This is a genomic window from Micromonospora parastrephiae (genome assembly GCF_016802865.1).
Taxonomy (GTDB): domain Bacteria; phylum Actinomycetota; class Actinomycetes; order Mycobacteriales; family Micromonosporaceae; genus Micromonospora; species Micromonospora parastrephiae.
On record NZ_JAEVHM010000050.1, the window covers coordinates 1 to 24480 of the forward strand.

21 protein-coding genes, 3 pseudogenes and 1 riboswitch are annotated in these 24480 nt (G+C 73.5%); of the genes and pseudogenes, 17 read left to right on the plus strand and 7 right to left on the minus strand.

The genetic code is table 11. From position 1 onward, the window contains the following. Positions 1 to 23: 23 nt before the first annotated feature. Positions 24 to 470, minus strand: coding sequence for an SRPBCC family protein (locus tag JNW91_RS13065; RefSeq protein ID WP_203175106.1), 447 nt, complete (start codon positions 468 to 470; stop codon positions 24 to 26). A 188-nt stretch (positions 471 to 658) separates the two neighbouring features. Between JNW91_RS13065 and JNW91_RS13070 the strand changes: the two genes are divergently transcribed. From JNW91_RS13070 to gltX, 3 genes are read left to right on the plus strand one after another with little or no spacing between them, the layout of a single operon-like run. Beyond that, the gene (locus tag JNW91_RS13070; RefSeq protein ID WP_203175107.1) at positions 659 to 2008 is read left to right on the plus strand and encodes a GH1 family beta-glucosidase; all 1350 of its coding nucleotides are present in this window, start codon (positions 659 to 661) and stop codon (positions 2006 to 2008) included. After that, positions 2005 to 3282 (plus strand): MFS transporter, encoded by a 1278-nt coding sequence (locus tag JNW91_RS13075; RefSeq protein WP_203175108.1) that lies wholly within the window; start codon positions 2005 to 2007, stop codon positions 3280 to 3282. The genes JNW91_RS13070 and JNW91_RS13075 overlap by 4 nt, the downstream gene beginning before the upstream one ends. A gap of 51 nt (positions 3283 to 3333) precedes the next feature. Beyond that, positions 3334 to 4743: a glutamate--tRNA ligase gene (gltX, locus tag JNW91_RS13080; RefSeq protein WP_309244341.1), complete on the plus strand. Its 1410-nt coding sequence runs from the start codon at positions 3334 to 3336 to the stop codon at positions 4741 to 4743. Between the two features lie 371 nt (positions 4744 to 5114). Here the strand turns inward: gltX and JNW91_RS32230 are convergent. After that, positions 5115 to 5429, minus strand: a pseudogene (locus JNW91_RS32230) (copper resistance CopC family protein); the annotation flags it as partial. 219 nt (positions 5430 to 5648) lie between these two features. Here JNW91_RS32230 and JNW91_RS13090 point away from each other — a divergent pair. Further along, positions 5649 to 6299 carry a hypothetical protein gene (locus JNW91_RS13090; protein WP_203175109.1) on the plus strand — a complete coding sequence of 217 codons (651 nt, stop codon included), beginning with the start codon at positions 5649 to 5651 and terminating at the stop codon, positions 6297 to 6299. A 47-nt stretch (positions 6300 to 6346) separates the two neighbouring features. Here the strand turns inward: JNW91_RS13090 and JNW91_RS13095 are convergent, their stop codons facing one another. After that, positions 6347 to 6676 (minus strand): hypothetical protein, encoded by a 330-nt coding sequence (locus JNW91_RS13095; RefSeq protein ID WP_203175110.1) that lies wholly within the window; start codon positions 6674 to 6676, stop codon positions 6347 to 6349. Positions 6677 to 6950: 274 nt separating this feature from the next. Between JNW91_RS13095 and JNW91_RS13100 the strand changes: the two genes are divergently transcribed. From JNW91_RS13100 to fabF, 7 genes and pseudogenes are all read left to right on the plus strand, one after another. Further along, complete coding sequence (locus JNW91_RS13100; RefSeq protein WP_203175111.1) at positions 6951 to 8144, plus strand: sensor histidine kinase; 1194 nt, start codon at positions 6951 to 6953, stop codon at positions 8142 to 8144. After that, positions 8141 to 8842, plus strand: coding sequence for a response regulator (locus JNW91_RS13105; RefSeq protein WP_407664315.1), 702 nt, complete (start codon positions 8141 to 8143; stop codon positions 8840 to 8842). Before JNW91_RS13100 ends, JNW91_RS13105 begins: the two co-directional genes overlap by 4 nt. A 30-nt stretch (positions 8843 to 8872) precedes the next feature. Then, positions 8873 to 10162: pseudogene (locus JNW91_RS13110) on the plus strand (PucR family transcriptional regulator); the annotation flags it as partial. Positions 10163 to 10240: 78 nt separating this feature from the next. Next, complete coding sequence (locus JNW91_RS13115; RefSeq protein WP_203175113.1) at positions 10241 to 11197, plus strand: ACP S-malonyltransferase; 957 nt, start codon at positions 10241 to 10243, stop codon at positions 11195 to 11197. Next, positions 11194 to 12138 (plus strand): beta-ketoacyl-ACP synthase III, encoded by a 945-nt coding sequence (locus JNW91_RS13120; RefSeq protein ID WP_203175114.1) that lies wholly within the window; start codon positions 11194 to 11196, stop codon positions 12136 to 12138. Before JNW91_RS13115 ends, JNW91_RS13120 begins: the two co-directional genes overlap by 4 nt. An 86-nt stretch (positions 12139 to 12224) precedes the next feature. Then, entirely contained in the window at positions 12225 to 12464 is a 240-nt protein-coding gene (locus tag JNW91_RS13125; RefSeq protein ID WP_053653162.1) for an acyl carrier protein, read from the plus strand. Between the two features lie 2 nt (positions 12465 to 12466). Beyond that, positions 12467 to 13693: a beta-ketoacyl-ACP synthase II gene (fabF, locus tag JNW91_RS13130; protein ID WP_203175115.1), complete on the plus strand. Its 1227-nt coding sequence runs from the start codon at positions 12467 to 12469 to the stop codon at positions 13691 to 13693. Positions 13694 to 13807: 114 nt separating this feature from the next. On the opposite strand, the gene JNW91_RS13135 is transcribed toward fabF, so the two are convergent. Next, positions 13808 to 15559 carry a glycoside hydrolase family 3 protein gene (locus JNW91_RS13135; RefSeq protein WP_203175131.1) on the minus strand — a complete coding sequence of 584 codons (1752 nt, stop codon included), beginning with the start codon at positions 15557 to 15559 and terminating at the stop codon, positions 13808 to 13810. A 78-nt stretch (positions 15560 to 15637) separates the two neighbouring features. Further along, positions 15638 to 16129: a DUF3145 domain-containing protein gene (locus JNW91_RS13140; protein WP_203175116.1), complete on the minus strand. Its 492-nt coding sequence runs from the start codon at positions 16127 to 16129 to the stop codon at positions 15638 to 15640. A 307-nt stretch (positions 16130 to 16436) separates the two neighbouring features. Here JNW91_RS13140 and JNW91_RS13145 point away from each other — a divergent pair. Next, positions 16437 to 16765, plus strand: a pseudogene (locus JNW91_RS13145) (hypothetical protein). Between the two features lie 71 nt (positions 16766 to 16836). On the opposite strand, the gene JNW91_RS13150 reads toward JNW91_RS13145, so the two are convergent. Beyond that, on the minus strand, positions 16837 to 17457 hold the full coding sequence (locus JNW91_RS13150) for a carbonic anhydrase (protein WP_203175117.1): 621 nt from the start codon (positions 17455 to 17457) through the stop codon (positions 16837 to 16839). Between the two features lie 169 nt (positions 17458 to 17626). On the opposite strand from JNW91_RS13150, the gene JNW91_RS13155 reads away from it, so the two are divergent. The 5 genes from JNW91_RS13155 (at position 17627) to JNW91_RS13175 (ending at position 23842) form a co-directional block, all read left to right on the plus strand. Further along, positions 17627 to 18574, plus strand: a complete 948-nt coding sequence (locus tag JNW91_RS13155; RefSeq protein ID WP_203175118.1) for an alpha/beta fold hydrolase — start codon at positions 17627 to 17629, stop codon at positions 18572 to 18574. Positions 18575 to 18681: 107 nt separating this feature from the next. Then, positions 18682 to 20799 carry a HelD family protein gene (locus tag JNW91_RS13160; RefSeq protein WP_203175119.1) on the plus strand — a complete coding sequence of 706 codons (2118 nt, stop codon included), beginning with the start codon at positions 18682 to 18684 and terminating at the stop codon, positions 20797 to 20799. Between the two features lie 106 nt (positions 20800 to 20905). Beyond that, entirely contained in the window at positions 20906 to 21823 is a 918-nt protein-coding gene (locus JNW91_RS13165; protein WP_203175120.1) for a cation diffusion facilitator family transporter, read from the plus strand. Between the two features lie 142 nt (positions 21824 to 21965). Then, positions 21966 to 22097: riboswitch (cyclic di-AMP (ydaO/yuaA leader) on the plus strand. A gap of 5 nt (positions 22098 to 22102) precedes the next feature. Then, positions 22103 to 23170: a coiled-coil domain-containing protein gene (locus tag JNW91_RS13170; protein ID WP_407664316.1), complete on the plus strand. Its 1068-nt coding sequence runs from the start codon at positions 22103 to 22105 to the stop codon at positions 23168 to 23170. Between the two features lie 120 nt (positions 23171 to 23290). Then, a complete protein-coding gene (locus JNW91_RS13175) occupies positions 23291 to 23842 on the plus strand; it encodes a hypothetical protein (RefSeq protein WP_203175121.1) in 552 nt (183 codons plus the stop codon). Positions 23843 to 23931: 89 nt separating this feature from the next. Here JNW91_RS13175 and JNW91_RS13180 read toward each other — a convergent pair whose 3' ends face one another. Next, positions 23932 to 24399 carry an SRPBCC family protein gene (locus tag JNW91_RS13180; RefSeq protein ID WP_203175122.1) on the minus strand — a complete coding sequence of 156 codons (468 nt, stop codon included), beginning with the start codon at positions 24397 to 24399 and terminating at the stop codon, positions 23932 to 23934. Positions 24400 to 24480 lie beyond the last annotated feature (81 nt).

Sequence of the window (24480 nt, forward strand, 5' to 3'; positions counted from 1 at the left end):
GTGGTGGGGCGGGGGTGGGGGGGTCAGCCTATGGCGGCCAGGTCGGTCAGGCGGGCCAGCGAGTCCTCCAGGTCGGCGCCTACCCGGCGCAGGCCCAGGCGCAGCAGGGCCGCCTTGACCGGGCCGGCCGGCCAGCGGACCACGATGAGCCGCACGATGGTCCCGCCCTCCTCCTCGTCGGGAGTGAGTTGGACGTAGATCTCGGTGCGCGCCTCCGCGCGCGCACCGGCACCCTTGGCCCGTTCCCGCCAGCCGATCAGGGTCGGCTCCTGATAGGCGATCACCTCGGCCTCATGCGCCGAACCGCGCCCCGCCTGGACCAACTGCCGCCGCCCGAAGCCCTCTCCGGAGAGCACTTCGGCCGCGCGGACCCCCGCCAGCCAGGCCGGCAACTGCTCGGCCCGCTGTACGACGTCCCAGACCACTTCCACCGGCGCCGCCACGTGCGCACTGCGTTCCACGAGGATCATTTCCGTCTTTCCTCCAGTGAGGACATCCCACGATATCGGCACTCTATGCGCTAAATCGGACTTACCTGGACGGGTTCGGAAAAAGACACGCCGATCAACCATTGCGGAACGCGGCATCCCGGCCTATGGCGCATTCATCCGGGGCGTCCTAAAGTCCCGAGCACGTTTCACATTGACCGGGAGGGCGCATGTCGACCGCACCGATGCCCGAGTTCCCCGCCGGCTTCCGCTGGGGCGTCTCCACGTCCGCCCACCAGATCGAGGGCGCCGCCACGGCCGCCGGACGCGGACCGTCCATCTGGGACACGTTCGCGCACTCCCCCGGCCGGATCAGCGATGACAGCAGCGGTGCGGTCGCCTGCGACCACTACCACCGGTACGCCGAGGACGTCGCCCTGATGGCCGGCCTGGGCGTCTGCGCATACCGGTTCTCCATCGCCTGGCCCCGGGTGCAGCCCGGCGGCACCGGCCCGGCCAACACCGCCGGCCTGGACTTCTACGACCGGCTCGTCGACGAGCTGCTGGCCGCGGGCATCGACCCGGTGGCGACCCTCTACCACTGGGACCTGCCCCAGCCCCTCGAAGACGCCGGCGGCTGGCTGAACCGCGACACCGCCACCCGATTCGCCGACTACGCCGACCTGACCGCCACCCGCCTCGGCGACCGGGTCCGACTCTGGATCACCCTGAACGAACCGTTCATCCACATGAGCCTCGGCTACGGCATCGGCACGCACGCCCCCGGCCGGATGCTGCTCTTCGACGCCTTCCCCGTCGCCCACCACCAACTACTCGGGCACGGGCTCGCGGTCGCCGCGCTGCGCGCCCGCAGCACCAGCCCGGTGGCGATCGCCAACAACTACTCACCGGTGCGGGTGCTCGGCGACAGCGCCGCCGACCGGGCCGCCGGGGCCGCGTACGAGGCGCTGCACAACCGGCTCTTCACCGACCCGCTGCTCGGCCGCGGCTACCCGGAACTGCCCGGCTTCGACCCGAGCGTCATCCACGCCGGGGACCTCGACACCATCGCCGCGCCCATCGACGTACTCGGGGTCAACTACTACAACCCCACCGGTGTACGGGCCGCCGAGGAGGATTCGCCGCTGCCGTTCGACCTGGTCGGACTGGACGGCTACCCGCGTACCGCCTTCGACTGGCCGGTGGCCCCCGACGGGCTGCGCGAGCTGCTCGGCTGGCTGCGCGACACGTACGGCGACGCACTGCCCCCCATCGAGATCACCGAGAGTGGTTGCGCGTACGACGACGTGCCGGACGCGGACGGTCAGGTGGCGGACCCGGACCGGATCGCGTACCTCGACGGGCACCTGCGCGCGGTACGGAGCGCGATCGACGACGGAGTCGACGTGCGCGGCTACTTCGTCTGGTCGCTGCTGGACAACTGGGAGTGGGCCGAGGGGTTCACCAAGCGCTTCGGTCTGGTGCACGTCGACTACGTCACCCGGGCCCGTACGCCGAAGTCGTCGTACACCTGGCTGCGGGACCTGATCGCGGCCAGCCGGCCGGGGTCGGCGCGGTGACCACCCTCGACCCGACGCCGGCGTCGCTGCCGGCGGCGCTCGCCGAGCCGACCGTGCCGGTGCGACGCGGCTGGATCGGTCTGATCTTCGCGGCCAACCTCGGCGCCTGGATGGCGTTCTTCACCCCGATCCAGGTGCTGCTGCCGCAGCAGATCGAGCAGATCGCGCCCGGCGGCAAGGAGAACATGCTGGCCGTGGTCACCGGCCTGGGCGCGCTGGCCGCGGTGCTGGCCAACCCCCTCGCGGGCGCGCTGTCCGACCGGACCTGCCTCCGGATCGCCGGCCGGGAGTTCGGCCGGCGGCACGTGTGGACCGCCGGCGGGGCGCTGGTCGGCGCGGCGGCGCTGGTGCTGCTGGCCCAGCAACGGACCATCCTGGGGGTCGCCCTCGGCTGGGTCGCCGCGCAGGTGTGTTTCAACGCGATGCTGGCCAGCCTCACCGCCGCCATCCCGGACCGGGTCCCGGTGCCGCAACGCGGCGGGGTCTCCGGCTGGGTGGGCATCCCGCAGGCGCTGGGGCTGGTGCTCGGCGCGGTGCTGGTCACCGCCGTGATCACCGGCAACGCCGCCGGTTACCTGGCCATCGCGGTGGCCATCCTGCTGCTGTCGCTGCCGTTCGCGCTGTTCACCCCCGACGACCCGCTGCCCCGCACGCACCGGCCGGCGCTGCGCGCGCGGACGCTGCTGGCCTCGATCTGGATCAGCCCCCGCCGGCACCCGGACTTCGCCTGGGCGTGGATCACCCGGTTCCTGGTCCAGCTCGGCAATGCCCTGGGCACCCTCTACCTGCTGTACTTCCTCACCGACGGGGTGCGTCACCCCGATCCCGAGGGTGGCCTGCTGGTGCTGATCCTGCTCTACACGCTCGGCATGATGCTGACCGCCGTGGTGGCCGGTCGACTGTCGGACCGTTCCGGTCGGCGCAGGGTGTACGTGATCGCCTCCGGATTGATCATGGCGGTGGCGGCGCTGCTGCTCGCGGTCGCGCCGGTCTGGCCGATGGCGATCGTCGCCGCGCTGCTGCTCGGCGCCGGCTACGGCGTCTACCTCTCGGTCGACGCCGCGCTGATCACCCAGGTGCTGCCCCGAGCCACCGACCGGGCCAAGGACCTCGGCGTGATCAACATTGCCAACTCGGCGCCGCAGGTGCTCGGCCCGGCGCTCTCCGCCCCGCTCGTGGTCCACCTGGGCGGCTACCCGACGCTCTACGCGGTCACCGCCGTGGTCACCCTGGTCGGCAGCGCCCTGGTCGTCAAGATCCGCTCAGTCCCGTGAGTCGAGGGGGCCTGGCGGAAAGCTGTCGACGGTCGCCGTAGGCTGGAGGACGTGACGGTACGTGTGCGCTTCGCCCCCTCCCCGACCGGTATGTTCCACGTCGGCGGCGCCCGCTCGGCGCTGCAGAACTGGATCTACGCCAAGCAGCAGGGCGGGGTGTTCGTGCTGCGCGTCGAGGACACCGACGCGGCGCGCAACAAGCCCGAGTGGACCGAGGGCATCCTCTCCGCGCTGGACTGGATCGGTATCTCCCGGGGCAGCTACGAGGGCCCCCACTTCCAGTCGGAGAACGCCGGCGAGCACCGGGCCGCCGCGGCCCGGCTCTACGAGTCGGGCCGCGCCTACTACTGCGACTGCACCCGCGAGGACGTGCAGGCCCGTACCGGCTCGCAGTACCAGGGCTACGACGGCTACCACCGCGACCGTGACCTCGGCCCGGGCCCGGGGCGCGCGCTGCGCTTCCGTACTCCGGACGAGGGCGCGACCGTCGTGGTCGACCTGATCCGCGGCGAGCCCACCTTCGAGAACCGGCTCATCGAGGACTTCGTCATCGCCCGGGGTGACGGCTCCCCCGTCTTCCTGCTGGCCAACGTCGTCGACGACATGACCATGGGGATCACCCACGTGATCCGGGCCGAGGAGCACCTGCCCAACACCCCGAAGCAGCAGCTGCTGTGGGACGCCCTCGGGGTCAAGCCGCCGGTCTGGGCGCACGTGCCGGTGGTGGTCAACGAGAAGCGGCAGAAGCTCTCCAAGCGGCGGGACAAGGTCGCCCTGGAGGCGTACCGCGAGGAGGGGTACCTCGCCGACGCGATGCGCAACTACCTCATGCTGCTCGGCTGGGCACCCTCCGGCGACCGGGAGATCGTCCCCTGGTCGGTGATCGAGGAGGAGTTCCGACTGGAGGAGGTCAACCCCTCCCCGGCGTTCTTCGACGAGAAGAAGCTGCGCGCGTTCAACGGCGAGTACATTCGGGCGCTGCCCGTGGCCGAGTTCATCGACGCCTGCCAGCCGTGGCTGACCGGCACCGGGACCATCGCGCCGCCGCCGTGGCAGCCCGAGGAGTACGACGTCGAGGCGTTCGCCGCCGTGGCCCCGCTGGCCCAGACCCGGCTCGCCGTGCTCAGCGAGATCGTGCCGAACGTCGACTTCCTCTTCCTGGCGTCGCCGCTGATCGACGAGGCGGCCTGGACCAAGACCATGAAGGACGGTTCGGCGGAGCTGCTGGACGACGCCGTCGCGGCCTTCGAGGCACTGGAGTCCTGGGACGCCGAGTCGCTGAAGTCGACGCTGGAGGCGGTCGGCGCCGATCGTGGACTCAAGCTCGGCAAGACGCAGGCGCCCGTACGGGTCGCGGTGACCGGCCGCACCATCGGGCTGCCGCTGTTCGAGTCGCTGGAGGTGCTCGGTCGCGAGCGCACCCTGACCCGGATGCGCGCCGCCCGCCTCCGCCTGGTCTGACCGGTCCGGCCGCGCGGGGGCGGAGCCGCGCCGCGCTCAGCCGCGGGCGGACGTCGGCGGAACACGAGGCCGGCCGCGAGGGCGGCGAGCAGCACCAGGCCGCCGACCACCCAGAGCCACCAGCGGCCGCCGGAGTCGGACTGCTCCTCGGCCGCCGGCACGGCGGACACCGTCGGACTGGCGGCCGCGCCGACGACGGCACGGCGGAGGGCGAACCGAGACGGCGAGGGCGACCCGCCCGTGGCACCCGGCGGGCTGGCGCCGCCGGCGGCCGACGGCGTCGCGGACGGGTCGGCGGCGGTGCCGGTGGTGAGGGTGAACCGCACCTCTCCCTTGACCGGATGCCCGTCGCCGGAGGCGACCTGGTAGCCGACGATGTAGAGGCCCGCGGCACCCGGCTTGAAGGGAACGTTCACACGACTGCCGGCGAACGCCGGTGGGCCGCCAGCGACCACATTGTCCGGTCCGGTTATTGTGATCTTCGTCGTGGCGGGGTCCGGCTTGGCCAGGAACCGAAGCTGGATTCGGCTGGGCGCGGTGGCCACCCGAGCGCCGTCGCGCGGATCGCTGCCGGTCAGCGAGTTGTGCGCGGCGGCCGGCGTCGCCGGGGCCACCAACGACACACCGAACGCCACGCCGAGCACCACTGGTACGACCCGCGCCAAACGTGTAACCCTGCCCCCCATGAACCCCTCCGTAAGGGTACGATCCGCCCGCTGATCAAACCGCTCCTCATTAGTCGAGCAGAGATCGCAGATAGTTCCAATTACTGTTCCACAAGCTGCACTTCATCGACGTTCTGCGAGTCTGTGAGAGTGAGCCCGACCGTCCGGTCGGTGTCGTCACCGGCCGACCGATCCGGGCGTCACGACGAAGCCATCCATCGAACGGGGCGAGGAGGCGGGATGGTCCGACAGATGAGGCGGTGGGTCGCCGTGCTGGCGGGCACGCTGGCGGCGGCGCTGCTGTCGCTCGGCACCGCCGGTCCGGCCGCCGCAGCGCCGACTCCGGCGCCCGCCGGGGTGGACATCACCGGCGGGGATCTGACCGAGCCGCTCCGACTGCGTGCGGACACGCAGCCCGATCTTGTGGTCGCGGTCATCGACCAGGTCAACTTCCTCGGGCGCACCGGCGCTCCGACCGGGCCGAAGGCGGCCAACCTCGGTCCGAAGTACACGGTCGTGGTGCTCGTCGGAGACACGCCGAAGCAGACCTACGACCTGTACCCGGGGGCGGTCGGCGGCCCGCGGATCTACCGGCCGGCGAAGCAGCCGGACGGGCACAAGACCAGCGCCGGCTGGTTCCTCGGTCGACTCAGCATGTCCGAGACGCTGCGCACCGCCGGGGCCCCGCTGGAGCGGCAGTTCGACACCGTCAGCGGTGGTGCGGGCGGCGGCGAGCGGGTGCTCCCGGAGGACACTCTCGATCCGGCGAAGGACCTCGACGAGGCGCTCGGCGAGTTGCAGCACCTGCTGCTGCTCAACGTCGCGGTGATGCTGACCATCACCGTCGGCCTCGCCGGGATCGCGCTGCTGATCCGCCGCCGCACCCGCTGATCCGACCGGCGGTCAGGCCACGCCAGCCGGTGTGGGGCGGCCCCGGATCAGCACCAGCGGCGCGGCGGGCGTTCGCGGCGGGTGGCCCGCTGACGTGGCCGGACCGGGCCGTGCCGGTGCGCCCCGGCCCATCCGGGAAGTTCACTGAGGCAACCAGGCGGGACGTCCGACTCCGGCTCGGCAAGGGCTGCGGGCTCGGCGGAACGCTGGCGCGGAAGCGCAGTCTCGTCGTCGGGCCGACCGACGAGCGGCTCCACCGGGTGCGACGGCGCGCCGCCGACCGGCCGGCGGGGCTTGGCGGCCGACTGCGGGTCATGGTGCCCCGGACGGCAGGGCTCGCCCTGGGCGCAGCCGTGCTCGGCCTCCCCGTGCGCCATCCCGGTCTCCTCACGCTCGCACTCACCCGCGGGTGCTCCCCCGACGTGCCCTGACACCGTACTGGCCGGGGCCGACGGGCCCGTGCGCGTACCCCCGGGTCAGCGCCTCGGGCGGGGCGGAAAGCCTGAATCGGCTCCCCCGTTCACGGGTTCGTCGCGCCCGGTTCACCGAAGCCGGGCGAAGGCTGGCGTACCCCTTTCGGTGGATGCCCGCACCGGCGGGGTCCTCCGCCGGTCGGAGCCCGCGGGTCGACGGCTGTGGTGGGATCGGAGCATGCGACCGCCATCGTGGCTCGGCTCCGGCACACCCGGCCGGGATCTGGCGCTGGCCGGCGCGTCGCTGGCCGGCGGCCTGGTGCTGTACGGCCTGGGCATGCAACCGCAGATCGTGCCGCACCCGGACGTACCGCCCGCCCTCTTCCTGCCGCCCCTGCTGGCGGTGTGCGTCGCCGTCGGCCTTCGTCGCGCCGCGCCGCGCGCCAGCCTGTCGCTGGGGACCACGGCGCTGGTGGTGGACACGGCGCTGGGCAACTCGCTGGGCACGGTCGTGGTCTACACGCAGGTGCTCTACGACGCCTGTGTGTACGGCCCTCCCCGGCTGTGGCGGTGGCTGCTGCGGATCACCGTGGCGCTCAGCCTGATCGGTGTCGTGGTCGGCGTGCTGGGTTTCGGCCAGTGGCGCGGCGCGGCGGTCGGGGTGCCGGTGGTGCTCGCGGGGCTGCTGCCGGTGCTGACCGGGATCAGCGTGCGGCAGTACCGCGACCAGGCGGCCGCCGAGCGGGCCCGGGCCGAGCAGACCGCCCGGCTGGTCGAGCTGGACCGCCGGCAGGCGGTCAGCGCCGAGCGGGCCCGGATGGCGCGGGAGCTGCACGACGTGGTGGCCAACCACCTGAGCGCGGTGGCCATCCACGCGACCGCCGCGCTGTCGGTGCCCGGGCTGGACCGCGGCCAGATCGAGTCGGCGTTGCGGGTGATCCGGGAGAGCAGCGTGCAGGGCCTGGCGGAGATGCGGCAGATGATCGAGGTGCTGCGCGATCCGGGCACCGGTGGCGCGCGTCCCGACGACGGGCTGGCGGAGGCGGTCACCGCACGGCTCGCCGAGGCGGACCGGTTGGTGGAGGGCATCCGGGCCGCCGGCCTCGCGGTGCGGGTCCGCACCGACGGCACCCCGGGCCGGCTGCCGGTGGGGGTGGATCTCGCCGCGTACCGGATCGTGCAGGAGTCGCTGACCAACGCGCTCAAGCACGGTGCCGGCGACGCGGAGCTGACGATCGCGTACCGGCCGGCGGAGGTGGTGGTGACGGTGGAGAACCCGGTGCGCCCCGGCGGGGCCGTACTGCCCGGCGCCGGGGCCGGGCTGATCGGGATGCGGGAACGCGCCACGTTGCTCGCCGGACGGTTCACCGCCGGGCCGCAGGACGGCCGCTGGCACGTCCGGGCGACGCTGCCCACCCGGGACGACGGGTGAGCGGGTCGGCCCGCGGAACGGGCGACGCCGGCCCGACGGAAGCGGTGGTACGGGTGGTGCTGGCCGACGACCAGCCGGCCGTCCGCGCCGGGCTGACGCTCATCCTGGCCGGCGCGGACGGCGTCGAGGTGGTCGGCGAGGCCGCCGACGGCGACGAGGCGGTCCGGCTGTGCCGCGAGCTGCGCCCGGACGTGGCGGTGCTCGACATCCGGATGCCGCGTCGGGACGGGATCTCCGCGACCCGGGCCGTCGTCGCCGAGGGGCTCGCCGACGTGCTGGTGCTCACCACCTTCGACCTGGACGAGTACGTCTTCGGCGCGCTGCGCGCCGGAGCGGCCGGTTTCCTGCTCAAGCACACCGACGCGGCGGGACTGGTCGCGGCGGTGCGGACGGTGGCGCGCGGGGACGGCTTCATCGCGCCAGCGGTGACCCGCCGCCTGATCGCGGCGTTCGCGGCGACCGCGCCGGGCGCGTCGACGGCGACCCACGCCGCGCTCGGCACGCTCACCCCGCGCGAACGTGACGTGCTGGCCTGCCTGGGGCTGGGACTGTCCAACCAGCAGATCGCCGAGCGGCTGACGATGGCGGAGAGCACCACCAAGACGCATGTGAGCCGGATCCTGGCGAAGTTGGACCTGCGCAGCCGGGTGCAGGCCGCGATCCTGGCCCAGGAGGTCGGCCTGCCCGCGCCGCCGTGACCGCGGCACGGGCGGCCCGACAGGAAGATCCAGGTCAGCGCGTGTCAGGCTAGGCCGGTGAGTACGCCGGGCGGTGGAGAGCTGACGGCCACGCTGCGTCGGATCGAGCGCGCGGCGGGGGCGCTGGCCACCGCGAGCGTGGCCCGGATGGACGACACCCTGCCCTGGTTCCGCGCCCTGCCGGCCGACCAGCGCTCCTGGGTGATGCTGGTGGCTCAGGCGGGCGCCCGGTCGCTGGTGCAGTGGCTGCAGGACGGCGGCGGCACGGCGGACAGCACCCAGGAGGTCTCCGACGAGGTCTTCGCCGCGGCCCCGCAGGCCCTGGCCCGGTCGATCACCCTCCAGCAGACCGTGGCGTTGATCAAGGTGACCATCGACGTGGTCGAGGAGCAGGTGTCGCATCTGGCCGCCGAGGGCGAGGAGCAGCAACTGCGTGAGGCGGTGCTGCGTTTCTCCCGGGAGATCGCGTTCGCCGCCGCCCGGGTGTACGCGCGGGCCGCCGAGTCGCGCGGCGCGTGGGACGCCCGTCTACAGGCCCTGCTGGTCGACGCGCTGCTGCGTGGCGACTCGCCCGACGTGCTGGCCAGCCGGGCCGCCGCGCTGGGCTGGACGGACGCGCCACCGGTCGCCGTGGCGGTCGGCCGCTCCCCCGGCGGGGAGGTCTCCGCCGTGCTGCACGTGGTCTACCGGCAGGCCCGCCGGATCGGCGTGGAGGTGATCGGCGGGGTGCACGGCGACCGGTTGGTGATCGTGCTGGGCGGCGCACCGGACCCGTTGACGGCGACCGGCAAGCTGCTGGACGCGTTCGGGGACGGCCCGGTGGTGGTCGGTCCGGCGGTGCCGAGCCTGGACGAGGCGACCGAGTCGGCGCGGGCCGCGCTGTCCGGCTTCCGGGCGGCACCGGCGTGGCCGACGGCTCCCCGGCCGGTGCCGGCCGCCGACCTGTTGCCGGAGCGGGCTCTCGCCGGCGACGCGGAGGCCCGCCGTCGGCTGCGGCACGACGTGTACGCGACGCTGGTGCGCGCCGGAGGCGAACTGCTGGGCACCCTGGACGCGTTCCTGGCGGCCGGTGGCACGCTGGAGAGCGCCGCGCGGGCGCTGTTCGTGCACCCGAACACGGTGCGGTACCGGCTGCGGCGGATCGCCGAGGTGACGGGCTTCTCGCCGCTGTCGCCCCGGGACGCGTTCGCGCTCCAGGTGGCCCTGACCGTCGGCCGCTTGGATCCGGTCCCGGTGACCTCGCCGGTCCCGACCCAGACATTGGCCCCGGCGACCCGGAAAACCACCCAAACCGATGATGACCGCCGACGATCTTTGTAGGAAAGCTCCAAAGGTTCTAGTGTGGTTTGGTCGAGGCCGGCACAGCGTTACCCACGCGTATCCGGGAGAGTCATAGTCGTGCTCGCCGTACTTAGTCCTGGCCAGGGTTCACAGAAACCCGGCTTCCTGACCCCCTGGCTCGACCTGACCGGCACCGAGGCGCGACTGCGCTCGTGGTCCGCGCTCGCCGAGGTCGACCTGGTGCACCTGGGCACCACCGCCGACGCCGACGAGATCAAGGACACCGCCCGCACCCAGCCGCTGCTGGTGGCCGCGGCGCTGCTCGCCGCCGAGCACCTGCCGCTGCACGACGTGACGCTCACCGTCGGCCACAGCGTCGGCGAGCTGGGCGCCGCGGCGCTGGCCGGAGTGCTGACGGCCGAGGCCGCGATCACCCTCGCCGGCGTACGCGGCCGGGAGATGGCCGCGGCGTGCGCGCTGGAGCCGACCGGAATGGCGGCCGTGCTCGGCGGCGACCCCGACGAGGTGCTCGCCGCCATCGCCGCGCACGGACTGCACGCGGCCAACCGCAACGGTGCCGGCCAGATCGTCGCCGCCGGCTCCCTGGACGGACTGGACAAGCTCGCCGCCGAACCGCCGACGAGGACCCGGGTCATCCGGCTCCAGGTGGCCGGCGCCTTCCACACGCCGTACATGGCACCGGCCGAGAGCGCCCTCGCCGCGGTCGCCGCCGGGATCACCGCCGCCAACCCGGCCCGGATCCTGCTGTCCAACCTCGACGGCACCGCCGTCGACGACGGCCAGGAGATGGTGCAGCGCCTGGTCCGCCAGGTCACCGCCCCGGTCCGGTGGGACCTGTGCATGCGCGCGCTCGCCGACCTCGGGGTGACCGGCGTGATCGAGCTGCCCCCGGCGGGCACGCTCGCCGGGCTGGTCAAGCGCGAGCTGAAGGGCGACGGCGCCCCGGAGATCGTCACCCTGAACACCCCGGACGACCTGCCGGCCGCACGCGACCTGATCGCCCGGCACGGCACGCCGGGCCAACCGCTCGCCCCCACCGGAGGTCTCTCATGACTGGCAGTCGCATCGTCTCGATGGGGCACTACCAGCCCTCGCGGGTGGTGACCAACGATGACATCGCCCAGCTCGTCGACACCAACGACGAGTGGATCCGGGACCGGGTCGGCATCGTCAGCCGGCGGATCGCCGACAGCGAGACGGTCGCCGACATGGCCGCTGCCGCCGCCGGCAAGGCGCTCGCCAACTCGGGCCTGAGCGCCGCCGACATCGACCTGGTCGTGGTCGCCACCTGCTCCTCGATCGACCGCAGCCCCAACGTGGCCTGCCGGGTCGCCGCGAAGCTGGGCATCACCGCCCCGGGCGCGTTCGACGTCAACACCGCCTGCTCGGGCTTCGCGTACGCGCTGGGCATCGTCGACCACGCCATCCGGGCCGGGGCGTCGCGCAACGCGATCGTCATCGGCGCGGAGAAGCTCTCCGACTTCACCGACTGGACCGACCGCTCCACCTGCATCATCTTCGCCGACGGCGCCGGCGCCGCCGTGGTGACCGCGAGCGCCGACGACGAGCCGGCCGGAATCGGCCCGGTGGTCTGGGGTTCGGTGCCGGAGAAGAGCGACGCGGTCCGCATCGAGGGCTGGCGCCCGTACATCCAGCAGGAGGGGCAGTCGGTGTTCCGCTGGGCCACCACCGCGTTGGCGCCGCTGGCCCTGCAAGCGTGCGAACGCGCCGGGGTGGCCCCGTCGGAGCTGGCCGCGTTCGTGCCGCACCAGGCCAACGCCCGGATCATCGACGGCATCGCCAAGCGGCTCAACATCCCCGACGCGATCATCGCGAAGGACATCGTCGAGTCCGGCAATACCTCGGCGGCGAGTGTCCCGCTGGCCCTGTCCAAGCTGGTCGAGCGGCGGGAGGTGCCCTCGGGCGCACCGGTGCTGCTGTTCGGCTTCGGCGGCGGCCTGACCTACGCCGGTCAGGTCGTCCGCTGCCCCTGAGATCCCCTCGGGCGCGTACGCGCTCCAGGAGTGGCGGTCGGTGACACCGGCCGCCGGACAACCCCCGATGAAAGGAACCAACCGCAATGACCCGTGACGAGATCACCACCGGCCTCGCCGAGATCCTCGAAGAGGTTGCCGGGGTGAACCCGGACGACGTGGCCGAGGGGAAGTCCTTCACCGACGACCTCGATGTCGACTCGCTCTCCATGGTCGAGGTCGTCGTGGCGGCCGAGGAGAAGTTCGGCGTCAAGATCCCGGACAACGAGGTGCAGAACCTGAAGACCGTCGGTGACGCCGTCAGCTACATCGAGGCGCAGTCCTGATCATGAGTCGTCCTGACGTCGTCGTCACCGGGCTCGGCGCGACGACCCCGCTTGGCGGGGACGTCGCGTCGACCTGGGACGCCATGCTCGCCGGCCGCTCCGGGGTGAGTGCCCTCACCCAGGAGTGGGCCGAGCAACTGCCGGTCCGGATCGCCGCCCAGCTGGCCGTGGAGCCGTCCGAGGTGCTGGACCGGGTCCGACTGCGCCGGCTGGACCGTTCCGAGGCGATCGCCCTCGTCGCGGCCCAGCAGGCCTGGGCGGATGCCGGCCTGGCCGGGTCCGGCCTCGACGGGGAGCGCCTGGCGGTCAGCGTCGGCTCCGGCATCGGCGGTGCCACCACCCTGCTCGCCCAGGACGACATCCTGGAGGCGTCCGGGCCACGGCGGGTCTCCCCGCACACCATCCCGATGCTGATGCCGAACGGTCCGGCCGCCTGGGTCGGTCTGGAGCTGGGCGCCAAGGCCGGCGTCCACTCGGTGGCCAGCGCCTGCGCCACCGGCGCCGAGGCGATCGCACTGGGCCTGGACATCATCCGCGCCGGCCGGGCCGACGTGGTCGTGGCCGGCGGCACCGAGGCGGTCATCCACGCGCTGCCGATCGCCGGGTTCAGCTCGATGCGGGCCATGTCGACCCGCAACGACGAGCCGGAGCGGGCCTCCCGCCCGTGGGACACCGGCCGCGACGGCTTCGTCCTCGGCGAGGGCGCCGGCATCCTGGTGCTGGAGCGGGCCGACCACGCCGCCGCCCGGGGCGCCCGGGTGTACGCGCGTCTGGCCGGCGCCGGCATCACCTCCGACGCGTACGACATCGTGCAGCCGCACGCCGAGGGTGAGGGCGCCATCCGGGCCATCGCCCGGGCGATCGCGGACGCGGACGTGGCCAAGCGGGACATCGTGCACGTCAACGCGCACGCCACGTCGACCCCGGTCGGCGACATGCTGGAGATCGGCGCGCTGCACAAGGCGCTCGGCGACCACCCGGTGCTGGCCGCGACGAAGTCGATGACCGGTCACCTGCTCGGTGCCGCCGGCGCGTTGGAGTCGATCGCCACCATCCTGGCCATCCGCGACGGTGTCGTCCCTCCGACGATCAACCTGGACGACCCGGAGCCGGGCCTCACCCTTGAGGTGGCCGCGCACAAGGCCCGCCACATGGAGATCCCCGCCGCGTTGAACAACGCGTTCGGCTTCGGCGGTCACAACGTGGCTCTCGTGTTCGCCCGTCCCTGAGAGCACCGTCCCGCAGTGTCCGGAAGGGCCCCTTGGAAAAGGGGCCCTTCCGGACGTTCAGCCCCGGTTGCGGGGGTGTTGCCGCGCGGTGCCACTCCCGGCCTGCGGGAGGGCTCAGGTGCCGCAGGTGGTGGCGGGCAGGCCGGGCACCGTCACCGGGGACCGGCCGCCCGGTCGGGCCTTGCCGGCCAGCACCGCGGCCAGCGCGGTCATCGACGCCCGGCTGGAGGAGTACGTGGCCAGCAGCGTCGGCGACTTGGCCCTGGCCAGCACGTACGGGGTGTCCATGGCGACCGTGACGGCTGCGTCGGCGCGCAGGTCACCGTCACCGTCGCCGTAGCCCACCAGGTGGACGACCGTGCCGCCGCTGGGCTTGACCGACACGCCGGCCGCGGTCAGCGCGGCGGTGAGCGCCGCCCGGGTGCCGTCCCGGCCACCCGACGAGGTGACGGTCACCGGTCCGCGTACCGCACCGCCGCAGGCGCCGCGCAGCACGGTGACGGCGCCGGCGGCCAGCGCCTCCGCCGCCGACCGGTGCGCCGGGGTGTTGAGCGTGGACATCGGAGCGGTCGGCAGCCCCGCGAGCCGGAACTTCATGGTCAGCACCCGGGTGACCGCCTCGACGAGCCGGGCCCGGGGCAGCGAACCACCGCGCAGCGCGGCGAGCAGCCCGTCGTACGCCTGGCCGACGTTGGGGGTCATCAGGATCAGGTCGTTGCCGGCCTTCAACGCGCGGACGGCGGCCTCGCCGGGGGCCCAGCGTTTCGCCGGCGGCATGTTCATCCCGTCGGTGATCACCACGCCCTGGAAGCCGAGTTGACCGCGCAGCACGTCGGTGAGCAGCTTGTGCGAGAAGGTCGCCGGGGTGCCCGGGTCGATGGCCCGCGCGTCCAGGTGGCCGGACATGACGGCCATCGCTCCGGCGTCGATACCGGCGGTGAACGGCGGCCACGCGCCGCTGGCCAGCGCCGCCGCGGACTGGGTGAGCACGGGCAGGTCCTGGTGCGAGTCGTCGGCGCTGTGGCCGTGCCCCGGGAAGTGCTTCAGGGTGGCCGCGACGCCACCCGCCTGCAGGCCCCGGACGGCGCCGCCGACCTGAGCGGCGGTTCGCTTCGGGTCCGCTCCGTACGACCGGGAGCCGATCACGGTGCTGCGGGTGGCCAGCACGTCGGCCACCGGGGCGAAGTCGACGTTGATCCCCATGGCGGCCAGCTCGGCGCCGGCGGCCCGCCAGGCGTCCTCGGTGAGCTTCGGGTCGTCGGCCGCGCCGGCCGCGAGGGCGCTGGGCAGCACGGTGACGCCGTCGGTGATGCGGGTGACCACGCCGTACTCCTGGTCGGTGCCGACCAGGAAGGGCGCCGGGCCGGCGGCGAGCCGACCGGCGGCGGCGCGCAGCCCCGCGGTGAGTTCGTGCACCTGCTTCGGGTTGTCGACGTTGGTGGTCTCCTGGTTGCCCTTGGTCGGGTCGTCGGCGCTGAACCCGACCAGGATCAGCCCACCCAGCCGGTACTTGGCGACCATCTCGGCGGGGGTGTCGACATTGGCGAGGGCCTGGTTGCCGGCCGCCGAGCCGGGTGAGACCTTCGTCGCGGAGTCGCCGTACGCGTAGGGCATCAGCACCTGGCCGACCAGGTCCTCGTCGGAGAGCGTGGCGACGAGAGCGGCGGCGCGGGCGGCGGGGTCGCCGGGCGGTGTCGCGGAGGGGGCGTTCGGGCCGGCGGATGCGCCGGTCGGGCCGGGCGTCGGCTCGGGGCGGTCCGGGGTATCCGAGCAGCCGGAGACGAGCAGGGCGGTCAGGGCGGCGACGGCGCGCTGGCGCGTAGCGGGCGAATCGGCACGCCGCCCATCCCACCAGCTCCCCCTTATCGGGGCAACTTGACCTTACCGGTCGGCGAGCGGGGTCGGCCGATCGGACGGCACGCGGGCAGCCGGCCGACCCCGGCGTCAGCCGACCCTGGTGAGCAAGGTCACCGGCGCGCCGTCACCGGCGTACCGGTAGGGCTCCAGGTCGGCGTCCCACGCGGTGCCGAGCGCCTTGTCCAGGGCGTGCGCCAGCGCCTCCGGGGCGCGGGAGCCGGCCATCAGGGCCCGCAGCCGGTCCTCGCCGAGCTGGATGTCACCGGCCGCGCCGACGGTGGCCCGGAACAGACCACGGGCCGGCACGTACATGAAGCGTTCACCGTCGGCGCCGGGGCTCGGCTCCTCGGTGACCTCGAAACGGATCATGGGCCACTGCCGTAGGGCAGCAGCCAGCTCGGCGCCCGTCCCCGGACGGCCGGTCCACCCGCATTCGGCCCGGCGGGCGCCGGGATCGACGGGCTGAGCCGTCCACTGCAGGTTGACCGGCGCGGCTAGGACGCGCGCGATCGCCCACTCGACGTGCGAGCACACGGCGAGCGGGGTCGAGTGGACGTATACGACGCCACGCGTTGGCACGGTGACCTCCCGGAGAGCGAGGTGCGTCTTCCCCTACGACCTCGTCCACCCGAGTGGCTCGTGCAACACATGATTACCTCTGTGACGGATGTGGCGCCAGGGAATCGGAAAAATCGCCGGTCGGAATAGCCGGACGGGTGGTCTCCGTTGCCTCTCAGGACACCGCGACGACCAGCCTGATGTCGTGGTCATGTACAGTTCCACCGGCGGCTTATGCCGCGTTACACCCTCGCGGGCCGAGCCTGTGTGGCCCGCACACAGCCCCCGGACGTCCAGTCCTCCCGTACGTCTTGCAAGGAGTACCTCCGTGGCGAGCAACACCTCTAAGACCGCGCGCGCGTCCGTCCGGGCCGGCCAGGCTGGCCAGGGTGGCGCCCTCAGCGTGCTGGGCGAGTTCAAGTACCTCATCCCGCTCAACGGCGGCAAGCACGCCTACGTGCGGAACCTGACCAACGGCAAGACCGCGCACCTGCGCACGGACTCCGACGCCTTCGTCGAGGAGATCCGCGTGCTGGCCGCGCCGGGCACGCCGCCAAGATCCGGGCGGAGATCAACAACCTGGCCACCACCCACCCGAACGACGGCTGGGACGCCACCGAGAAGCGCCTGGTCGCGGCCGGCGTCTTCGAGGGCTGAGTCCTCCCCCACCACAGCACCGCCACACCGCCCGCCGGGAGTTCCCGGCGGGCGGTGTCGCGTCCGGAGGGTCAGGGCGGGTCGAGCAGGGCCACCTCGCCGGTGGCCAGGTCGTAGAGACCGCCGACCACGGCCACCCGCCCGGTGCCGACCGGCCCGGCCAGCAGGTCGTCGACGCGCAGCGCGTCCACCGTGCGCCGGACGTGCCGGCGGATCGCCAGCGGAAGCACCGCCGGATCGTCGGGCCCCACCTCCAGCACCGCCGGGGCGATCTCGTCGACCAGGTGGGCCAGCGAACCCCCGGGACGTTCCCCGCCACGCAGCGCGTCCACCGTGGCGCCCACCGCGCCGCACCGCTCGTGGCCGAGCACCATCACCAGCGGTACGCCGAGCTGGCCGACGACGTACTCGATCGACCCGCGCACCGCGCGGTCGAGCACGTGCCCACCGGTACGGATCACGCAGATCGCGCCGAAGGTCTGGTCGAAGATCGCCTCCAGCGGCACCCGCGAGTCGATGCAGCCGAGCACCACGGCGTACGGCTGCTGGTCGCCGGAGGCGGTCGCGGCGGCGGCCGTCACGTCGTGTCCGTGGATCGGCTGCCCGCTGACGAACCGCCGGTTGCCGGCGAGCAACTCGGCCAGCGCGGCGCGGGGCGTGCCGCCGGCCTGCCGCCCCGGCGTCCCGCCCATGGGCGCTCCCGACGACCCCATGCCGTTCAGCTTGGCCGCCGTCCGCGTTCCGCGGGCGGGGTCGGAAATGTTCGCCACGGCGCGATTGGCGTGGTCTGATGGCGGGTAGCCGGTGTTACCGCCGGGTATCCCGGTGCTGATGGTGCCGGGCGGCCCTGGGGAGGTGGCGATGCCGGAGCGGTTCGAGGTCGGTCTGCCCGACGGCGTGCGGCTGCACGTCGAGGCGGCAGGGCCGGCAGATGCCCAGGTCACGGCCATTCTGCTGCACGGCTGGACGCTGGACGGGCGGGCCTGGCACCGGCAGGTCGAGGCGCTCACCGCGGCACTGGCCGGTGGCGCGGTACGGGTGGTCACCTACGACGCGCGCGGGCACGGGCGGTCCAGCTGCATGGCGCTGCCGACCGCCACCCTGGCCCAGCTCGGCGACGACCTGGCCACGGTGATCGACACCGTGGCGCCGGCCGGGCGGGTCGTCCTGGTCGGGCACTCGATGGGCGGCATGACGATCATGGAGTACGCGCACCGTCATCCCGCCCACTTCGCGGCCCGCACGGCCGGGCTGGTCTTCATCTCGACGACCGCCGAGGGGCACACGCACACGGTGTACGGGCTCTCGCCGCGGATCGCCCGGCTGATCCGGCTGGCCGAGACCACCGGCGCCGGGGTGCTGGCCCGGTGCGGGTCCTGGCGGGCGCCGCGGGCACTGCTGCGCGCGCTGCAACCGAGCATCCGGTGGATGCTCTTCGGCGACCGCTGCGAACCGGCCGACATCCGGCTGGTGACCTCGGCGGTGGCCCGCGCCTCGTTGCGCTCCATCGGTGGTTTCCGCGCCTCCATCGGCGCCCAGCACCGGCTGGACACCCTCGCCGCGCTGGCCCACCTGCCGGCCGCCGCGCTGGTCGGCGACCGGGATCGGCTGACCCCGCCGCCGTGCGCCGAGTCGATCGCCGCGGCCCTGCCGGCCACCGAGCTGACCGTCTGCCCGGGCGCCGGGCACATGCTGATGATGGAACGTCCGGACGAGGTGAACGCCGCGTTGACCGGCGTCCTGCGTCGCGTACTCGCCGAGGCGCCGCCGCGGGTGGGCGGCGCGACTCCCGCCGGCGCGGACGCCTGAGCCACGTTCGCGCACCTCGGGCGCGGCGGGCCCGGCCCGGGGCCGTACCCTTCTGCGGTTGGCCCGCGCGGTTCGCGCCGCTGCCGGCGACATCGAAGGAGCGTGCGTTGACCGACCAGACCGCCCTGGAGCAGGAGATCGCCGTCGAGCAACGGCACCTCGACCGCGTGTACGCCCGGTTGGCCGAGCTACGCCGGTCGGCGGTCCGCGCCGAGCGGGACGGCTACCGGATGGCGCGGGTGGGCACGTTCGGCGCGTTGGTCGAACGCGACGCGATGGTCTTCCACGCCGCGCAGCGGCGGCACACCCTCGACGCCGAGCACGAGGGGCTGGTCTTCGGCCGGCTGGACCTGCGGGACCGGCAGACGCTGCACGTCGGGCGGCTCGGCATCCGCGACGAGGACGCCAGCACGCTGGTGGTCGACTGGCGGGCGCCGGCCGCCGCCGCCTTCTACCAGGCCACCCCGAACCAGCCGCTGGGTGTGGTGCGCCGCCGCACCATCCAGTCGCGCGACGAACGGGTCACCCGCATCGAGGACGACCTGCTGGATCCGACCGCCGCCCCGGAGGGGATGACGGTGGTCGGTGACGGCGCGCTGCTGGCCACCCTGTCGCGGGCCACCGGTCGGGGCATGCGCGACATCGTGGCGACGATCCAGCGGGAGCAGGACGAGGCGATCCGCTCCCCCGGCTCCGGGGTGACGATCGTCGCCGGCGGTCCGGGCACCGGCAAGACCGCGGTGGCCCTGCACCGGGCCGCCTTCCTGCTGTACTCCGATCGCAGCCGGTACGCCGGCGGCGGCATCCTGGTGGTCGGACCGTCCACCGTCTTCGTCGAGTACATCGCCTCGGTGCTGCCCTCGCTCGGTGAGGACACGGCGACCCTGCACTCGCTGGGCACCCTCTTTCCGGACCTGACCGCCACCCGCACCGATCCGCCCGAGGTGGCCGCGGTGAAGGGCTCGCTGCGGATGCGCCGGGTGCTGGAGCGGGCGGTCCGCGACGCGGTGCCCGGCGGCCCGGGTGAGCTGCGGCTGCTCTACCGGGGCGGTCTGCTGCGGCTGGACCGGGCCGAGCTGGACGGGATCCGGGACCGCGCGCTGCACCGGGGCGCCCGGCGCAACGAGGTCCGCCGGGCCGGCTTCGACGGGGTCTTCGCCGCGCTCTGGGCACAGGCCCGGCGCGTGAACATCGGCCGGCTGCCGGAGCAGCGGGCCTTCGAGGACGAGATCGCCGAGCGGCCGGAGTTCCGGGAGTTCCTCAAGGCGTGGTGGCCGCGACTGCACCCCCGGCACGTGCTCGGTTGGCTGGCCCGCCCCGAGCGGCTGCGCCGCTACGCCGGCGGGATCCTCTCGGGCGCGGAGATCCGGCTGCTCGACACGGCCTACCGGAGCCTGGACACCGCCGGGTTGACCATCGCGGACGTGGCGCTGCTCGACGAGTTGGAGGCGCTGCTCGGCAAGCCGGCGCAGCCGGCCCGGGCACGGCGTGACCCGTTCCAGCTCGCCGGCGGGGTCCGCGAGTTGAGCACCCTCGGCGACCGCCAGCGGGCGGCCCGCGCGGCGGCCCGGGAGCGGCCGGCGGACTACCGGGAGTACGCGCACGTGGTGGTCGACGAGGCGCAGGACGTCTCGCCGATGCAGTGGCGCATGATCGGCCGGCGCGGCCGGTTGGCCTCCTGGACGGTGGTGGGCGATCCGGCGCAGACGGCGTGGACCGGTGACCCCGAGGAGCTGACACGCGCGCGGGATCAGGCGCTGGGCCGGCGCAAGCGGCACGATTTCACCCTCACCACCAATTACCGCAACTCGTCAGAGATCTTCGCGGTGGCGGCGGCGGAGATCCGCCGGCTCTACCCGGACCTGCCGCTGCCGTCGGCCGTCCGCTCCACCGGGGTCGATCCGGTCGAGCTGGTGGTGCCCGCCGCCGGCTTGGAGACCGCCGTCGTGGAGGCGGCCACCGGCCTGCTGGCGGAGGTGGACGGCACGGTCGGTGTGATCACGCCGGTCCCCCGCCGCGACGAGGTCGCCGGCTGGCTGGGCTCGCTCGGCGCACCGCGCCTGCAGGTGGTGACCAGCCTGGAGGCCAAGGGCATGGAGTACGACGGGGTGGTGCTCGTCGCCCCGAGCGAGATCCGGGCGGATCCGGGTGCCGGGGTGCGGACCCTCTACGTCGCGCTCTCCCGGGCCACGCAACGGCTGACCACCATCGACCCGACCGGCTGATCCGCCCTGGTGAACGCTGCCGGGGCGGTCGCCGGCCGTACACTTGCACACATAGCGATGTGCGCATACATTTGACGGGTCCCGGCTGGCAACGGAAGGTGGGTTCGTGGGCGCAGGTCATGACCACCACCACCCTTCGGTCGCCAATGCCGCACATCAGCACAGGGGCCGGCTCTGGGCGGCGTTCGGGCTGCTCGCCACCCTGATGGTGGTCGAGGCGGCGGCGGCCTTCCACACCGGCTCACTGGCCCTGCTCTCCGACGCCGGGCACATGTTCACCGACGTGCTCGGCATCGGCATGGCGCTGGCCGCGATCACCGCCACCCGGCGGGCCACCAGCGACCCGCAGCGCACCTTCGGGCTCTACCGCCTCGAGGTGCTCGCCGCGCTGGCCAACGCCGTCCTGCTCTCCGGCGTGGCGGTGTTCGTGGTGATCGAGGCGATCGGCCGGTTCGGCGACCCGCACGAGGTGCTGGCCGGCCCGATGCTCGCGGTCGCCGTGCTCGGCCTGCTCGCGAACGTGACCGCCTTCGCCCTGCTCCGCGCGGGCGCCCGGGAGAGCATCAACCTCCAGGGGGCGTACCTGGAGGTGCTCGGCGACCTCCTCGGCTCACTCGGCGTGATCGGCGCCGCGCTGCTCATCACGATCACCGACTGGTGGTGGGCCGACCCGCTGGTCGCGGTCGCCATCGGCGTGTTCATCCTGCCGCGCACCTGGCGACTCGGCCGGGCCGCCGTCCGCATCCTGGTGCAGGCCGCCCCGGAGCATCTCCAGGTCACCGCCGTGCACGACCGGCTTGCCGCGGTGCCCGGCGTGGTCGAGGTGCACGACCTGCACGTCTGGACGCTCACCTCGGGCATGGAGGTGGCCTCCGCGCACCTGACCATGGCGCCCGGCGCGGAGGTCGGCACGGTGCTCAGCGCCGCGCGTACCGCCCTGCACGACGACTTCCGGATCGAGCACGCGACGCTCCAGATCGAACCCGGCGCCGCACCCGGCGCCTGCGGTCCGGTCGAGTGGTAACGGCGTTTCGAGAGATTCGCTCGGATTAGTCCGAGTTTTTCGTCATGGCGCACGCACCGTCCGTCACATCGGCTGCAAGCGCCCCAGCCGTCCCGGTAGGCTCGGCCCCGGCCTCCACCAGGCGGCGCCCTCCCGGCGCCGGTGGCGGTCGCCGCCTAATCGCCCGAGCGGGCGAACCGGGGAACCATGTTCCTGGGGTGCATCCGCGTCAGCGGTAGGGATCTTCCGTCCCGAACCCGTCAGCTAACCCGGTCGGCGGCTGACGGAAGGACATGCGAAGTGGCACCAGCACGACCGCCCGCCGCCCGCCTGGCGGCCCTGATCGTCGCGATGTTCGCCCTCGGCGTCGCACTCCCGGCCGGCACCGCCTCGGCCGCTCCCCCGACCGCCCAACGAGCCGCCGCGGCGCCCGACGGCGACGAAGAGGGCGGCACCCCCGCACTGCGGGCCCAACTGGAGGCCGCCAGCAAGGGCTACCTGGACGCCAAGCGCGCCCTGGACACGTCCGTGCAGCGACAGCAGCAGCTCGCCACCCAGCTCAAGACCACCGAGGCCGAGCTGAACGCGCGCAGCGGCAAGGTCGGCGAGATCGCCGGCGTGGCCTATCGCACCGGGCGCCTCGGCGCGATGTCGGCGCTGCTCAACAGCAACACCCCGGAAGGCTTCATGGACCGGGCCGCCGCCCTGGACGCGGTCGCCGCCAACGAGGACCGGGTGCTGCGCGACCTGCTCGCCGCCAAGGACGAGGCCACCCGTACCCGGGTCGCCCTGGACGGCGAGATCCGCGAGCAGCGCAAGCAGGTCGCGGTGATGGCCAAGCGCAAGGAACAGGCCGAACGGGCGCTGACCGTGGCCACCACGCCCAAGCCGCAGACCACCGCCGACACCGGCTCCAACCGGGGCGCCTCCACCGCGAACGCCAAGGCCGCGCCGCGCAACTCCGACGGCTCCTGGCCATCGGAGTCGTGCAGCGTCAACGACCCCACCCCGGCCAGCGGCTGCATCACCCCGCGCACCCTGCACGCGCTCAACCAGGCCAAGGCCGCCGGCTTCACCCGGTACGTCTCCTGCCACCGCTCCGGCGGCTCCGGCGAACACCCGAAGGGCCGGGCCTGCGACTTCGCCGCGCAGAAGAACGGCTTCGGCGGTGACGCCACCGGCGGCGACAAGACCTACGGCAACAACCTGGCCGCCTACTTCATCCGCAACGCCGACCGGCTCGCCGTGCTGTACGTGATCTGGTACCGGCAGATCTGGCTGCCCAGCAGCGGGTGGAAGTCGTACAGCGGGGCGGGTGGCGACCCGTCCAGCGACCACACCAACCACGTGCACCTGTCGGTGTACTGACCCCGCCCGTGGCCGGCGTCCCCTGAGCTGGGGTGCCGGCCACGGGTACGTCAGCGGGCGTACTTCGGACGTCGCCAGCGGTCGGACGACCCGGCCGCCGTCGGCGGGCAGCATCCAGATATGGCTCGAATTCCACCCACCGCCCGCAAGGCGCTGCTCACCCTGCACCTGGTCACCTCCCTCGGCTGGCTCGGCACCGACCTGGTGCTGCTCACCCTCGGCGTGGCGGTGCAGCGGGGCGCCGACCCGGCCGTCGTCTACCCGGTCACCGCGCTGCTCGGCACCGTGCTGTTCGCGCCGCTGAGCGTGCTGGTCTGGCTGGTCGGCGTCGTCAGCGCCCTGCTCACGCCGTGGGGCCTGCTGCGCTACCGCTGGGTGTTGGCCAAACTCGCCCTCACCACGGTGATGGTCGGGCTGGTCCTGTTCCTGCTCACCCCGAACCTGCGGCACGCCGGAGAGCTGGGCGCCGCACTGCCCACGCGGGACCGCGCCGACCTGGTGATCGCACCCGCCGTCTCGACCAGCCTGATGATCATCGCGACGGTGCTCTCCACATACAAGCCGTGGGGGCGGCGACCCACCCGGCCCGGCCGCGCCACCGACGCCGCCCGCCCGGCCCGCGCTACCCGCGCTACCCGCGCGGGTCATGATCGCGCTACAACGAGGACGTAGTGGCCATCCGTGCGGCCACCGGCCACCACATCCCGGATCGAGCACGATCATGACGGGCGCGGGCCGCACGGGCGCGGGGCTTGGGTGGGTCAGGCCGCGGGCGGGGGCTCGCCGCTGCGGTCCAGGGCCGCGCCGAGGCGGCTGGCCAGGGCCAGGTGGGCAGCGCGGGCCTGGCGGAACGCGTACCGGAACAGCGGGGCCGGCGCGCTCAGGGTGATCTCGACGTCGATCCGGAGCAGGCCGTCCGGTTCGGCGTGCAGCCGGGTGTGGTTGTGCACGGTGGTCGCCGGCCACTGGCGGGCCACCATGACGATCTCGTCGTCCTCGCTGATCAGTACGTCCGCCTGGTAGCTGGTCCGGAAGCGCAACGGGCCCGCCGCCAGCCGGTCGCTGATCGTGTAGCTGGCCAGGGCGCCGGGTCGAGGCGGCAGCTGGCGGACGTGGACGATCAGCGGATGCAGCTCACCATGCCGGGTCAGATCGCTGAGCAGAGCGGCCGCCTCGGCCGGCGAGCACCGGGCCTGAACGGTGTAGCTGAAGGTATCGCGCCTGAGCACACCGTCTCCCGCCGTCGCTGGTCGCACGATCGTCCCGTACGCCGATCGGGCTGGCAACGCCCGTACGGACACCGGCCGATG